This window comes from Paenibacillus xylanexedens (genome assembly GCF_007680605.1).
Lineage (GTDB): Bacteria > Bacillota > Bacilli > Paenibacillales > Paenibacillaceae > Paenibacillus > Paenibacillus xylanexedens_B.
The window spans coordinates 2,544,192-2,559,475 of sequence record NZ_VEIO01000001.1 but is presented as its reverse complement, the minus strand read 5'-3'; the positions used below and the strand labels follow the sequence as shown (position 1 = coordinate 2,559,475).

Genomic DNA, 15,284 nt, shown 5'->3' with positions numbered 1-15,284 from the left:
TGAGGAACACAGGGAGTCTTTAAGAAGTGAGGCATGGTTATGAAAAAATCTTTTCTTGTTATCTTTATTACAGTACTGACCGCAATGATCTCTATAGCCAATTTTAATTTGATTATCGGTCCACTTACACGGAATCTTGGTTTGTCAGAGATACAGTCTGGCAGTTTGGTTGCTATAACCGGGTTTTGTTGGTTCCTTGGGAGTTTCCTATGGGTAAAATGGACAACCATGCGCAGAAAGACCAAGCTTCTACTCGCGATATTGGGTTACACGATAGCGATTACGTTATTTGCCTTTATTGCGGATCGTGCCCAACTAGGGACGACTCGTTCTGGTGCTCTATATTGGGTGTTTTTGGGGCTGCGTGCACTCGCCGGATTTTTCTTCGGAGCCATCCCGGCCATTGCTCAGGAATACTTGATACAATGGACGTCAGCAGAAAAACGAACAGGCGGCATGGCTCTTTTCGGGGCAGCCAATGGATTGGGTTTTGTGTTTGGACCCGTCTTGGGAGCTATCTTTGCATCGTATAGTCTCACTGCTCCGATGTACATTTCTGCGTTTCTTTTAATCATTGTGTTCATCATGTTTGCTTTTATGATTCCTGGTCAATCAACAGATTCCAACCTTCGTAGAAAGGTGAAGCTGTCTCCGTGGGATCATCGTATTCGGCTGTATATAAGTATTGGTCTGGTGTTGTCCACCATGATGATTATTTTGCAAGTGACCCTGGGATTCTACGTTCAGGATAAACTCTCTGTCTCGGCACAGGAGGCAACTCGCATGATTGGTCTTGCTTCTGCTATTGCCGGATTAATCGTTGCTGCTGTACAATTAGTGATTGGACGTTTCCCCAAATGGCCGCCTGACAAGTTACTTCTGTTGGGTCTTGCTTTCCTGGGGTTGGGCTTCTTTTTATTTACCATCGCACCATCCGATTACATGCTTGCTTACGCGATAGTAGGTGTGGGTATAGGTTTCACGCTGCCAGGTTATATCAGTGCAAGTTCACTTGCAGTAAGCGTGCATGAGCAGGCTGATGTCACCCCTTTTGCATCTGCAGCACAGGGTGTGGGTTCTTTTGCAGGCCCGGTAATTGGAACGACGCTATACTCACTTCAGCCGGGGATACCGTATATCTTGTGTACTTTATTTGCAGCGTTCTTTTTGGGTTGTGTCCTTTTGAAAAAAAGATCAAGCTATCCCGGTTATGCAGAAGAATGAGCTGTGTTTAACAAAGTAAGGTGGATTATTTAGAGCTTTTCTCAAGCAAGCTACACGCTCTAGTACATGGCAACAAATACAGGCAGGATTAAGGTGGAGAAAACATGAAATACCTGAAAGGAATAGGTGTTGTATTCACAATCATAGTGATTGCTTCTTTTGCTTGGTATGGCTCCTACAAGAGTGATATGAAGAAACTTGAGGATAATTTAAGGACGTATTTAACGGTTGAAAAAGGGATAGATGAGCATGCGATTATAAGTATCACAGCTCGCCGTAGTAAAATGCCGATGTATCCTGTTGTTGTCCAATTTAAAGACAATCCGGAGGAGCATATCTACTACTATAGAGAAGAGGAATGGATTCAGCTGGCGCCTGATCCGAATTCGTAAACTTTTATGAAGGCGCTAGCTTAATATGCCTCACGATTGGATTCATCTGCCTAATCCTGTACAATGAATAACGACATAATAACGGTAGATTAAGGATGGATTAGAAACGATGCGAATTATTATATCACCAGCCAAAAAGATGAAGGTCGACACCGATCTAATGGCTAGCGCACAAATGCCGCAATTCATAAATGAGTCAGAGCAACTCCTGAGTCTGCTTCAGACGTTGTCCTATGACGAGCTCAAAACGCTCTGGAAGTGCAACGACGCTATCGCGGAACTGAACATGGAGCGGATTCGGGATATGAACCTAAAGGCCAATCTTACTCCAGCTATCTATGCCTACGAAGGAATTCAATATCAATATATGGCGCCTGGCGTTTTTCAGCAGGAAGAGCTGTCGTATCTGGAGCAACATTTGCGCATATTATCCGGGTTGTATGGCATGTTGCGTCCTTTGGATGGGGTTACCCCGTATCGGTTGGAAATGCAGGGCAAGCTGCAAGGGCCGGGGTTCAAATCCCTTTACCAGTTCTGGGGCAGCAAGCTGGCTGATCAGCTCCAATCCGAAAGCAACTGCATTCTCAATCTGGCATCCAAAGAGTATAGCAAAAACATCACTCCTTTTCTGAAAGAAGAAACCCGTTTTATCACTTGTGTATTTGGACAGATGGTTGGTGGGAAAATGGTGGAGAAGGCAACCCGCGCCAAAATGGCGAGAGGTGAGATGGTACGGTATATGGCAGAGCGGAAGATTTCAGATGTGCAGGATATTAAAGGATTTGATCGGTTAGCGTTTGTTTTCTCGGAAGAGATGTCGGATGAGCGTACTTATGTGTTTATTTATTCAGAGGAAAAGTAGTAGTGAAACTTATTTAATATGTAAGAGAGCAACAATCTGTTTTATCTTATCTAAGAGTCGCCATCTGGCGGCTTTTTTTGTTTTATTTATACCCTTAAAAGGAAAATACTCCCTAAAATCAAGGACTAATTAACTATTACCCAAATTAAGGAAAATGACGATACTTATAATTCGACCATCTTTATCTCTTTTAAGGGATGAACTGGAAGATGAATATAAAGGAGGAAAAGAAATTTCATGAATCTACGAAAAGGCTTTATTATTTTTCTAGTTTTCTGGCTTGCTATTGGAACCATGCTTCCAACTAGCGGTTATGCACTTTCAGATCCATCAGCCTCAATAATACCGTCCGAGAGCACGGGTGATGACGTTAACCGTTCTGCGGAGGATGCATTGTTGATAGGACAGGCGGATGTAGAGGGTTGGGACCCCGATTTCTATGAAGAACCTGAGGATGTGAATGAAGGTGAAGAACATAGGAAGGAAACAGACCCGTTGACGGTGACGGATGATACATACGGAGAGCACATGTTCACTACCCAAGCAGTAGCTTTGGCGAACGAAACACTAGTCATGAATCCGGGAGAATCATATACATTCACCAATACCGGGACCGTTGCCAGGAGTTTAAGTATCAATGCATCAACCTCAAGAGGCAGTGCATATGATTATGCCAATTATAGACCGGACGGAAGTATTTCAGGTGATAATTTAGACTTTACCGGAAGTATAACGGTAAATTCAGGCTACACGATCGTCATTACATCAAGCGGGGAAAATCCTTTCACCGTTACGGTTCGACCGGAATTTTCCTATGGTGTGTCCACAAACCCTGCGATGCACCGAGTGACTTTATCCAAAGGAGAAAGTTACCGCTTCTTCAATGAAGGATCACAGTCAAGAGCTTTAAGTGCGGGTACTTCCACAACCCAGGATAAGAAGATCGACTACGCTGTTTACAAAGAAGATGGTAGTCTTGTAAGTTCAAATTTCCAAACTACAGGCAAGCCTTCAGTTACTGGAGGAAATGAAGTTATTATTACAGGTGCAGGTTCACAGCCCGTTAGTGTTGGTTTCCCCTATGAAGTATACACAGGTGAATGGAGTGACGAGCCGGCGTATACAAGAGTAACTTTGAATCAAGGAGAGAGTTATCAGTTTACGAATATTAGTTCCAAATCGGATGCGCTTCAGAGTGATGGAACCTCTAAAGATAAACATGATTACGTTGTTTATCTTCCCGATGGTACAGAAAGTACGACCGGGACCAATTCAACCACAAAGCCGACGATCGCCGCGGGCAGAACAGCTGTGGTGACACTGGTAACCTCGACACCTGTGACGTACGGTGTGCCATACAGAACTTTCGATGTTCAGAGAGCTGGCGGAGATGCGATAACAAGAGTGACCGTATATCCTGGCGAATCTGTTATTTTCCGGAACAATGGATCATTAGCCAATCCAATCAAAAACAATGCGAGTAGCGCCAACGGAGCTGTGTTTGATTACACCTTGTATACCTCGGAAAATGTTGTGCATTCTGACGGCTTTAACAAAAATATCAATCCAATCATTCGATCCCAAGGTTACGCCGTTGTATCCGTTGTAGGACAAGTTCCGATTGAGTTTAGTTACACGGATGATTTTTCCTTTGAATACAGCCTGGAACCATCCCATCACCGTGTAACGTTGACCCAAGGGGAAAGTGTGACATTCTGGAACTATGGTAAAAGTCAGGAATATCTCGACAGTGATGCTTCATCGAGTAACAAATCTCGTTTATTTGATTATGTAACTTATTACCCCGATGGTACGGAGCGCAGCACCAAAAAATCAACCTCGACTGCCCCGGTAGTATTTTATGGGAACAAAGCCGTAATTACAGGTGTATCTTCACAACCTGTTACGATGGGTGCCATTTATACGATTTTTGATGTGGAGGATCGGCCTAACGAAGCCTTGAGTAAAATTACTGTTGAACCGGGACAATCGGTGAAATTCCATAACGGAGGTTCACTTTCGAATCCAATCCGTAGTAATGCGAAGTCGGTGGCCTCACTCTATGACATTGTTGTATATAAATCAGATGGCAAAGCATATAGTGACAAATTCAATAACAATGGTATTCTCGCTAATATTCCATCTGGCGGAGAAGCGATTGTTACCGTCGTAGGAAGCACACCTGTGTTATTTGAATACACAGATGATTTTTCTGTAGTAGATAGCCAGGAACCCGCTTATTTGCGTGCAACGTTAAACAAAGGAGAGAGTTATGCCTTTACAAATATAAGTTCAGATTCCAAGAGGGTCAGGACTGATGCTTCTAGTAATCAACAGAGAGTCTTTGATTATATCATCTATAATGCAGATGGAACGGAATCTTCTAAGAGAACAGCCGTTGCTTTTGATCCCCTTGTCTCGGGTGGTAAAAAAGTTGTCGTTACGAATATTTCCGAGCAAGCGATAACGTATGGAGGGATTTATCGTATTTTCCGTGGGCAAGACGACGAAGTACCGTCACCTGAAACGGAAATTACAGTGAAGCAGGGACAGAGTGCAGTCTTCACGAATCGGGGTTCAACAACGGCACTAATCAATCGGGTAGGGACAAACAACTCCATAGTTGATTTTGTAGTTTACGAAGGAACTAATAAATTCTTGTATCTAACTGCAGGTTCGGACTTGGATACTTGGGAAATACCTGCTGGCGGAACACTCGTGATGACTGCAATATCTTCTGAGCCAGTAACGATTCAATATAGCATGCCTGTGACAGCTAGTCCCAGTCAGGAGCCCGCACTCCTTAAACGGAATTTGGAGCCAAACACCACGGCGGTGTTCTCTAACACATCTTCTTTCTCATCCGTGCTTTTTACATCTCAAGTAGGAGGATTGGTATACGATTACGTAATCCGTAATCAGAACCAAGTCGTTGTTAAGGAAGGGGAAAATGCAGTAGGACCACAACATGTACCTGGAAGATCGGATATTGAGGTGCATAATGTGTCAGGGCAAACGTTGAAATTCGTAGCTCCATACCGCAATTTTACGGCCAAACAAGTAGAAGTTGAGTTTTTAACTTTGTATGAGAATACAGAGACAGAGCTTCCCAAAGTGCAACAGGGGAATGTCTACTATCGATTCAGCCCGTACAACTCAGCCAAATATCGTATCGCGATAAAAGAATCAGAGGATTTTTCCATTGAGCCGCGGATTGAATTGTATGAGGACAAGGAACTCAGCATACCTCTAGTTGCTTCAGTAGATCAGGAGCAGGTGTATGGCGAGCAATATACGGTGCTTGAATGGGATCTGCAGGGTGGGAAAACATATTATCTCAAACTGAGTGAGAAGAATGGAAAAACGATAAAAGGAAATATAAAAGCGGCTACTATGCGAATCCGCAATGATAACAGCTATGAATACGGTTATGCGAATCAGCTACTAAAAGTCGTGCTGTACACAGGAGATCAGATTGTATTTGAGTATGACCGTAACGGTAATTTAACGAAAAGAACTAAGAAAATTTTCCCATTTAATTAATGATTATTAATACTAGGTCGAGGTGATGAAGTGTTTAAGAAAATAACATTGATTTGGTTATGTGCGATATTAGTTTTTACTGGGCTTGGCTCTTTTGCGTATGAAGGGCAGGCTGCGGCGGCATCGTCGTCAGAAGGAAGAGATTCTCTTCCTTCAGCTACCTATATTACAATTCATAGTTTACAAGAGCAGTTTGGTATTCAAGAGGAATGGATCAGAGCGAAACTGGATCAAGGTTACTCCTTGTATCAGTTGTATAAGGCGTTACAGACAGATCGCTCAGGCGGTGCGGTTGCTGAGAACTGGCTTCAAACCCAGGAAATCAGCGAACCGATTACCATGGAGGGGCTACGCCCTTCCTCATCCACACCGTATGATTCATCTCAGCTCAAACCCTTTTCAATCCTTGCAGTTGACGATGAAGTTCCAGGTACAGGAACAACCGTGGATCAAACAGGGCTTGATCATGTCGATCTTCGGGATGAAGCATCCCGGTATATGACGTCTTTTGGAGCTGAGTCCATCTCAACTGCTACAGGGGAGATGACGATTCAAAGTGTCGATCTGTCCCTTCCGGGTTTGATTTCCTTCGATCTGACACGTATTTATGATACAGCTAGAGCGAATGGACAGCTTGGTGTGAAGTATGACGAAGCGACTCAAACGTATTCTAATGCGGTAACACCGCGTAAAGAAACAGCTGCAGGCCTTGGGCAGGGCTGGCGTTGGGATCTACCTTTTATGGAACAACGTGGTGAGAACCAGTACATTTATGTTCCAGATGTGGGCTATTATCGTTTAAACGCAAATTTGCAACTAGAAGGTTATGTATGGAATGATATTTCACTTCAAAGAGATGCAACTGTAACGGTGGATGGGGTAGCCAGCAGTTATCGTTTGTCCATTCGGAACGGGTACGAGTATTTGTTTACACAAACGGGAGAAATACTGCAGATTACGGATGCCTACCGAAACACGGTGAATTTTAAATATACGAATTCCAATGGTAACCGTGTTATCTCTCGTATCGAAAATAGCGAAGGTCAAGCGCTGACATTTACGTATAGCGATCTGAAAATGACTGTTCAACTTGCTGGAACGGATCGGAAAGTGACCTATACACAGCGTAAGGACGGAGATATTCGTATTCTGAGAGAGTTTACGGATGCGCTGGATCGAACAACGACCTATACGTATTATTATCCGGAATCCAAATTCAACTTTTTACCGGAGCTTCAACAAAATCAGAGTGCACATGGTTTGATGCATACGGCGCTGTTGTCGCGTATTACGAGCCCATCCTCAGCGATAACAGACTATGCCTACATACCGGCTTTGAAGCAGGTTGGAACGTCTTCCGTACATTTTGTATACAAAGTAAGAGAGCGTAAAAGTCATTTTAGTTCAACCGATGCCGAAGGTGATCTGGACAAAGTTAATTTCGAATACTCTGGAGAGGATCTGGAGTCATACGGTCAATCCGCTTCATGGACGACCAAAGTGAAATCAGGAAATACGGTGGATACATGGAAATTCTCCAAATCATTCGGTGCAGCTGCACAGCCGGATTTAATCCGGGTGGACAAGCATGAATTAAGTGCAGATGGTGTCGTCTATAACACGGAGTACAAATACGATAGCCAAAATAAACGGAATCTGCCTACAGAACAATCCGAATGGACTAGTGAGAACGGTCGTACAGGAGATAAACTGACCACTACGGTGACTTATGATACGAATGGAATGGTTACTTCCGAAAAGCAAAGTACGGGACAAGAATCCACTTATGCCTATGAAACCGGGAAGTCTCCGTACTTTTGGATCCAACCCATTCGTACAACGACTAAGATTAATGACAGGTTAGAAAGATACACAGAAACGACTTATAATGGACAAGGATCTGTATTACGTAGTGTAACCAAAAACGGATACGGAGGACAGATATTATCTGACTCCGAAATCAAACTCGACGCAAAAGGCAGAGTTGTCACGACAACGGATAAAGGCGGTTATCTGGCTAAAGACCGCGTGGTGACGCTGAGTTATGATGCGAATGCGGGACATCTAGTTCAATCGAAATCTACCATTGTCAATGATATTGCAGGGAAAGCAACTCCTTATATCGATTCATATGAATATAATGGTGCCAGTGAACTGAAAAAAGTAACCGATGCTTCCGGTGAAGAAGAAACGTATCAGTATGACCAAGCCGGACGGGTTCTTCAAGTCACCCATGCGGATGGCACCAAATCAGTCACTTCCTATGATGACGTGAGAAATATCATTACCAACACCGCCCCGGACGGTATGATTACCAAAGAGCGGTATAATCCGTTAGGTCTTTTGGCAGAAGAACAGACAGCAGAGGCTACCTATAAGTATGCCTACGATCGAGAAGGAAATGTCACTGCGGTTGAAGATGCTGAAGGAAATGTAACCCGATTCGTCGTAGATGCGTTGGGCCGAACAACCAAGACTCAATACCCGGATACGACCACAGCTAACACAGCGTATAACGCTGTAGATCGAGCGGTAACGTATGAAGATGCCGCTGGCAACAAAACCCGTGAAACAAGAGATGTACTGGGCCGCGTGACAGTGATGGAAGAATATCAGAACGGTGCATACGTTCCATTGCAACAGAAAGAGTATGACCTGGATGGCAATGTGACGGCATCCATTGATGGTAACGGCGAACGGACAACGTATACGTATGATGCTATGGGTCAAATTGCAACGGCCACCACACCGAAGCAAGAGACAAGCCGTTATTTCTACAGCTATCAAGGTCAGACGACTCAGGTCGTATCAGCGAATGGTCAGACGGTAACCAAACAGTATGATGAACTGGGCAGGCTGATTAAACAGACTCCACCTATTCAGGATGGCTCTGCAACCAGCTACTACTATGATAAACGAAGCAATCTGATCAAAAAGCAGGATCGACTTGGAAAAGTCATCGAATACACGTACAACAGTGACGACATGCTCACAAGCATGAAGGCACCAGATACGAGCGTATCTTATACGTATGATGCTGTTGGGCGCAGAACCTCCATGACCGACGACCATGGCAAAACGACGTACAGCTATCAGCAATCAGATGGAATGTTGGACGGATTAACATTTCCAGACGGAACGCAGTTGAGTTATGAAAATAATACACAGCAACGTCTGGGATACACGTTGACCGATGTAAAGGGACAAGCCCTGCGTATTCACGGCGAGCTCGATGCGATGAATCGGGTTACTTCCATGGATATTACCTCGGGAACAGGAGGAGCTTCTGCTCTTGCTTCATCGGGAACAACACCGGTAGATCGTATGACGTTCAGTTACAAACCGAATAGCTTACTGGAAAAACTATCATTTGGTAAAGGGCTCAGTACAAGCTACCAATTTAACGGATATGACCTTTCAGGGGTTACGATCTCTCAAGGGACTTCCGCAGTTCAACAGTTTAGCTATGAGTACGACGGTAACAAAAACATGACGACCCGTACCCAAAACGGAAAAACGGATCAATACACCTATGATGAATTGAGCCGGATTCAGACTGAAACGGGCACGCAAAAAGAAACGTACACCTATGACCAGAACGGTAACCGATACAGTACCGGAAGCGGAAAGATATACGGTTTAAAGGATGCACAGTATACGTATGACAGTCAGAATCGTATGGTTAAAGCTACTGGAGAAGGTAAGACCGTAAACTACAGCTATAACGGCGATGGATTGTTGTACGAACGTACCGAAGGCGAGCAAACCATTCGGTATTACTATGACGAAGAAGCCAAACTGATGGCTGAGGCTGTAGTAACATCAGGAAAAGCAGAGCTTACTTACGTTTATATCTATGATTTGTATGGTCAGCTATGGGCTCGTCAGGACAAAAAGACGGGCAAACTGGAATACTACCAGTTGAACGGACATGGTGATGTCGTTGGTCTTGTAGACGATGCAGGCGAAGTTCTAAACAGTTACACGTACGACATCTGGGGTGGACCGTTAACCAAAGAAGAAACGGTACCAAATGTACTTCGTTACGCAGGAGAATACTGGGATGACACCGTAGGTCTGCAATACTTGAGAGCTCGCTGGTACGACCCAGGCATGGCCCGTTTCATCGGTGAGGATACGTACGAAGGGGAGCTCAATGATCCACTGAGTCTGAATCTGTATTCTTATGTTAACAACAATCCTTTGAAATATGTTGATCCGAGTGGGCATAGACTTTTTCCTACAGGCACGGGCTACACAAATCGTCAGATTATAAATCATTGTACGAATGTTGGTATAAAAACTTGCTGGAATGAGTTTTACTCTGGTACGCTAAAAGCATCTATGGCAGTAGCGAATTTTATGATTGTGGATGATATCAACACAATTCGTGATGCAAATGCTTCAACTTTCAGTAAAACCCTTGCTGCTGCTAACTTTATACCTATATCTAAGTTTGTAATAAGGTGGAAAGTTGTTTTATAAACTTGCCTCATCATCAGGTAGGGAAATAGAAAGAGCAATTGAGTTTTCAACTTTACTCTCTAGTAAAAAAACGGGTCATATTGGAGAACTTCTGAAGGACTCTGCCCAGAATCCGAAATTAAAAGAGGTAATTAATCAGCTATGGAGACCTGAGAAACCAGGTTTTATAGGTAATGGTGGTACAGCTGATTTTGTTAGGAAACAAATTAGATATGGTTTATCGCTGGGACAGACAGATCATATCAATAAAGCTAAAGAGAGACTAAGAAATCTACAGAAGATTATGGCTTCTGGTAAATTGGATGAGAATGATTATGCTCTTGCAAATGCGATTTACAATGATTTGAAAAAGGCTTTGAATGCAAAATAGGAGGATGGCAAATGGAAAATGACATTTTAGTAAATCATTTTCTGAAATTGTTCCCTGAATTTCATGATTGTTATATAGAGCACTTAGATTTTAATCAAGAGTTTCTAGCACATGTGTTTTTTGGTGATGAAGTATCTAAACATGTTGAAGATTTGCTTCGTGAAAATAGTGATATAAAACAAATTGAGAAGTTTTTCATTTTTTTTGAATGGATGGCTACTCAAACGGAAATTTATATTGTGCAAGTATTATCCACTACAATATTGTATAATATTGGTGGTGATATACATGTTTTGGAGCAAGCGAAGCGTTATATGAAGCCATATACTAAAAAGCTGTCTCAAGAAATAGAAGATCTGCATTCAGGGAAATATTTTTCATAGAGAAGAGTATAAGTTTCACTTAAATATTATGATTTATGTTGTTGATTTGCAAATTATAACTAGTTTTAATCATTGGGGAATTCCAAGGAATTCCCTTCTTTTTTATGTCATAGTAGAGGATTTGAAGTATGCTTGAGGTTTAAAATGGAGAAGCATGTTTTTTTAGCAATGGTTTATAGCTTGCTTTATGATAAGAATGGTAATTTTAATATCGTAATAGGGTTATAAAGATCAGTATATCCAGATTCCAAATGATCTTATATAGAAATACTATTTAAATATACTTAGAATACATTGTTCACGACCCTTTTATTATTGTAAGAAATTTAGTAAATCCCTGTCTCAACAACTTGGCGGAAAGATATACAGTTTAAAGGATGCACAGGGGCCCGTTTCATCGGTGAGGATACGTATGAAGGAGAACTCAACGATCCACTGAGTTTGAATCTATATTCGTATGTGAATAATAATCCTTTAAGGTATGTAGATCCGAGTGGTCATATGGCAGAGCCTTACTATGCAACAGAGCTCAGATATTTGCTTAAGGAAGCTAGAGGAAAAGCTAGTTCACAGTATAGCCTGTATAAAAGTACAATACGAGATCGTTATGACTTTAATTCTTTTCTATATAAAAATCGGTTTAATTACTTGTATGATATGGCATTGGGTAAGAGTTCCTATTCTAAGTCTGCAGGTAATGTCAGCTGGGCAACTGAACAGTTAGTAAGTGAGTTGATCAAAGGGAAATCAGCAGAATATCTTGCAATACTTGCCATGGGGAATGTTTCAGGTGCGGCTTCTAAGGGCAGTGGGAAAACTGCAGGTAAAACGAAAGCTCCTGCATCAAAAGGTTGTAATTGCTTTGTTGCTGGGACTAAAGTTCTAACAGACGAAGGGGAGAAGAATATCGAAGACATCGAAGTCGGAGATAAGCTTCTCGCCAAGGATGAGAATAACCCTGATGGTGAACTGGCTTACAAGGAAGTAACGGCTTTGTACCGCAACCAACGTGATGATATTATTAAGTTGCATGTTGGGGAGCAAATCATCGAGACGACATACAATCATCCGTTTTGGGTGGAAGGAAAAGAGTGGGTTTTCGCTGATGAACTTCAAGCGGGCGATAAACTTCAGAAGGCTGATGGAAGCCACCTGACGATTGATCAGGTAGAGTTCGTTAAACTAGATAAGCCAGTAACAGTATATAACTTCACGGTTGAGGACTTCCATACGTATTATGTGACAGATTTAGGGATTTGGGTGCATAATACGAATTGTCCTAAAGGTTGGATACAAAGAGATGTTCATGAAGACATACAAAAATCCCTCGGCAAAGAAGCGGCAAAAAAATTCGGTGATGCTATGAATAAAGGCTTTGTAAATGATAGTAAAGGTTCTAACGGTATAAAGAGGCTATCTGGAAGTGGTGAAAAAATCGGCAATACGTATTATCAATATGAGATTAAGATCGTAGGTAAATATGGGAATGCCAGAGTCTATGGAAATTACGATGAGAAGACAGGACATATTATGTTTACAAAATTTGTAAAATCTCATTAATTAGTGGGGTGTTGACTATTTTTCGAATTGACTCATTAAAAGATATAATAAATCAGTGGCAAGTTGAGAAAAAAACTAAGGAACATTTTTTGAAAGAATTTAATAATTATAAGGTTGAACAGGAGGATGAGTTTCGCTCATATTTTGGGGATTTTAAGGAAGCATATTTGGATTATTATATAAAAAAAGTATCAATTGAGTTCAAGAATTTCCCGGAATTCAATTACAATCATTTGGTTACCCACTTATGGATTGAATACAAAGGTAAAGTTGTAGGAGAGTATAGGTTACTGTTTTCTTTAGATGGAGAAATCTATGATACTAATTTTCTAATGTACTGAATAAGAGGGGGTGACTGTTATAAGTCACCACCCTTTTTTTGTTATGATTAAAGATAATTGTGAATTTTCCCCCATTAGTGCCGAATGAATCGGGCGACAAGACTCGAAAGAACTTAACCTATATCACCCCCGTATAATAATCCTCATAATATGCCTCTGTATGCACATGCAATGCTTGAATTATATACCCTAAATAGCGGTATTCCGTTACGTTGGGCAGGTTGATTATGGTCAGATACCACCATAATCAACCTGTTTTTTGTTATCTTCGCTTTCTCACGATTTTTCCAAAAATGAATCGCAACTGTAAAATACCCTGTTCCGATAGAGAGGGTGAACAGGAAGGCGCGCAGCTTTATACCGCAACCAACGTGATGATATTATTAAGTTGCATGTTGGGGAGCAAATCATCGAGACGACATACAATCATCCGTTTTGGGTGGAAGGTAAAGGGTGGGTCTTCGCTGATGAACTTCAAGCGGGCGATAAACTCCAGAAGGCTAATGGAAGCCACCTGACGATTGTTCAGGTAGAGTTCGTTAAACTAGAAGAAAAAAGTTACGGTTTATAACTTTACGGTTGCTGACTACCATCGTATTATGTAACGGATTTGGGTATTTGGGTACATAATACGAATTGTGAAGCTGGGTCGCTTACAAATGGGGGAAGGAAATTCACAGAGCATGGTGCTCTACAAGCGAATAGACGTGGATATACGCCTGAAAGGGTGGATAATATAGTTGATAATTGGTCGGATAAAGTATATCAACCAGGAGGAAAGACCGTATATGTTTACGGAAAAACGATGGTTACCATGTAGTAATACTTGACGGTTCTAATAATATTGTCTCTGTAATTGGAGGCGCAAAAGGAGGCAATATACTGCAAAACTGGTCGGCTGTTGAAAGAATGCTAAATAACAACGGTGGATATTCAGGGAATCCATTTTAATAAAAAGGGAGGTGTAGGATGGCTAGGTTGTTAGATGTATCGGGAAAAAACAGTTTGAATTTATCTTTTCATCAACGCCGCAAAGTAATAAAGAGCTATGACGATGAAATAAATAACTGGATACCAATTGATTTTGAAATAAGAGTATATGATAAATCATATAAAATCTATCCGGAAGTAGCACCTTCTCTAAATATGTATGAGATTAATCTGATGTTATCAAAGCTAAGAGTGATAATTGAAAATATTCATTCAAAGAAGGATTTTGAAAAGGTAGCAATATCAACTTATGAGTTTTATTATGAATTAGAATTTTTTCATCTAAAAGAAGATGAACTTATTGAATGTACTATTTGGACATTTGAAACATCTAGAACAAACGGAGAGATTCAGAACGTTCAGAGGGGATTTAGATTTAGTGTTTCAGTTGAATCATTAACAGAATTCAGAGGCACTCTTGAACTAGAGCTAAATCAGATTGTTAATTAAGAAATTGACTTTGGGGCGCTGATCCCCAAGGTCTTTATTTTACTCTCACCCAGTACCAAACGGTAAAAAAGAAAGAGTGGATTTTGATAAACTAAATAAAATAGCAGATTATTATTTGATTAAAGAGGTGTACTAACGTGATCAAACCAGTATTGAAAGATCTCATCATTACAGGAAATCCTAATATTCATGGAAAATTACAATTTACAGAAACTGAAGACATTGGAGACGACTTTTATTTGTCAGGTACAGCATGCATCGGAACTGAGGATTCTGATGGAGAAGATAATTTTGATTTTGGAATTATAACTCCGAAAGCGCTCGAAAGAGAACTTAGAGATGGAGTAGATATTATATCAGGATCAAAGTATTTTATCGTAAATAGGTTAGATTTTGAAATGATTACTAGAAAGATAGAACAGATACTTGTCAAACATCAAAGGGAGACATGGGAAGAAGTAGCTAATAGTCTCACTCCATATTTCAGATGGGAATATACGGATTCCATTCGTTTGAATAGTGAAGAAGAACTTCTTGAAATGATTAGAAGACACAAGGAAGAGAGTCAAGATTTAGAATAAAGATGAAGTAAGTCAGACGCAAAGTAAGATACTAAAAAATAGGTATTTAACTGAAGGTTATATTACGTACGAGATAAAGAGTCAGGGTGATTGGGAAGAAATC

The 15,284-nt window shown here is 41.3% G+C and carries 11 protein-coding genes and 1 pseudogene; all 12 read left to right on the top strand.

Annotated elements, in window-relative coordinates; genetic code table 11:
- The first annotated feature begins 39 nt into the window (after positions 1-39).
- The 12 genes and pseudogenes from FS818_RS11375 (at position 40) to FS818_RS11325 (ending at position 15,181) form a co-directional block, all read left to right on the top strand.
- Positions 40-1,224: an MFS transporter gene (locus tag FS818_RS11375; protein WP_186375462.1), complete on the top strand. Its 1,185-nt coding sequence runs from the start codon at positions 40-42 to the stop codon at positions 1,222-1,224.
- Positions 1,225-1,328: 104 nt separating this feature from the next.
- Positions 1,329-1,616, top strand: coding sequence for a DUF3139 domain-containing protein (locus FS818_RS11370; protein WP_145331881.1), 288 nt, complete (start codon positions 1,329-1,331; stop codon positions 1,614-1,616).
- A 109-nt stretch (positions 1,617-1,725) separates the two neighbouring features.
- Entirely contained in the window at positions 1,726-2,478 is a 753-nt protein-coding gene (yaaA, locus tag FS818_RS11365) for a peroxide stress protein YaaA (RefSeq protein ID WP_145331880.1), read from the top strand.
- Between the two features lie 237 nt (positions 2,479-2,715).
- Positions 2,716-6,021 (top strand): hypothetical protein, encoded by a 3,306-nt coding sequence (locus FS818_RS11360; RefSeq protein WP_145331879.1) that lies wholly within the window; start codon positions 2,716-2,718, stop codon positions 6,019-6,021.
- A gap of 30 nt (positions 6,022-6,051) precedes the next feature.
- Complete coding sequence (locus FS818_RS11355; RefSeq protein WP_145331878.1) at positions 6,052-10,506, top strand: RHS repeat-associated core domain-containing protein; 4,455 nt, start codon at positions 6,052-6,054, stop codon at positions 10,504-10,506.
- Positions 10,496-10,876, top strand: a complete 381-nt coding sequence (locus tag FS818_RS11350; RefSeq protein ID WP_145331877.1) for a hypothetical protein — start codon at positions 10,496-10,498, stop codon at positions 10,874-10,876. The genes FS818_RS11355 and FS818_RS11350 overlap by 11 nt, the downstream gene beginning before the upstream one ends.
- A gap of 11 nt (positions 10,877-10,887) precedes the next feature.
- A complete protein-coding gene (locus FS818_RS11345; RefSeq protein WP_090922650.1) occupies positions 10,888-11,259 on the top strand; it encodes a DUF7674 family protein in 372 nt (123 codons plus the stop codon).
- Between the two features lie 501 nt (positions 11,260-11,760).
- Positions 11,761-12,819, top strand: coding sequence for a polymorphic toxin-type HINT domain-containing protein (locus tag FS818_RS11340; protein WP_145331876.1), 1,059 nt, complete (start codon positions 11,761-11,763; stop codon positions 12,817-12,819).
- Positions 12,820-12,830: 11 nt separating this feature from the next.
- A complete protein-coding gene (locus tag FS818_RS29080; protein WP_222128814.1) occupies positions 12,831-13,160 on the top strand; it encodes a hypothetical protein in 330 nt (109 codons plus the stop codon).
- A 367-nt stretch (positions 13,161-13,527) separates the two neighbouring features.
- Positions 13,528-13,731, top strand: a pseudogene (locus FS818_RS29560) (polymorphic toxin-type HINT domain-containing protein); the annotation flags it as partial.
- Between the two features lie 398 nt (positions 13,732-14,129).
- The gene (locus FS818_RS11330) at positions 14,130-14,600 is read left to right on the top strand and encodes a WapI family immunity protein (protein ID WP_145331875.1); all 471 of its coding nucleotides are present in this window, start codon (positions 14,130-14,132) and stop codon (positions 14,598-14,600) included.
- 137 nt (positions 14,601-14,737) lie between these two features.
- On the top strand, positions 14,738-15,181 hold the full coding sequence (locus FS818_RS11325) for an Imm8 family immunity protein (RefSeq protein ID WP_145331874.1): 444 nt from the start codon (positions 14,738-14,740) through the stop codon (positions 15,179-15,181).
- Positions 15,182-15,284 lie beyond the last annotated feature (103 nt).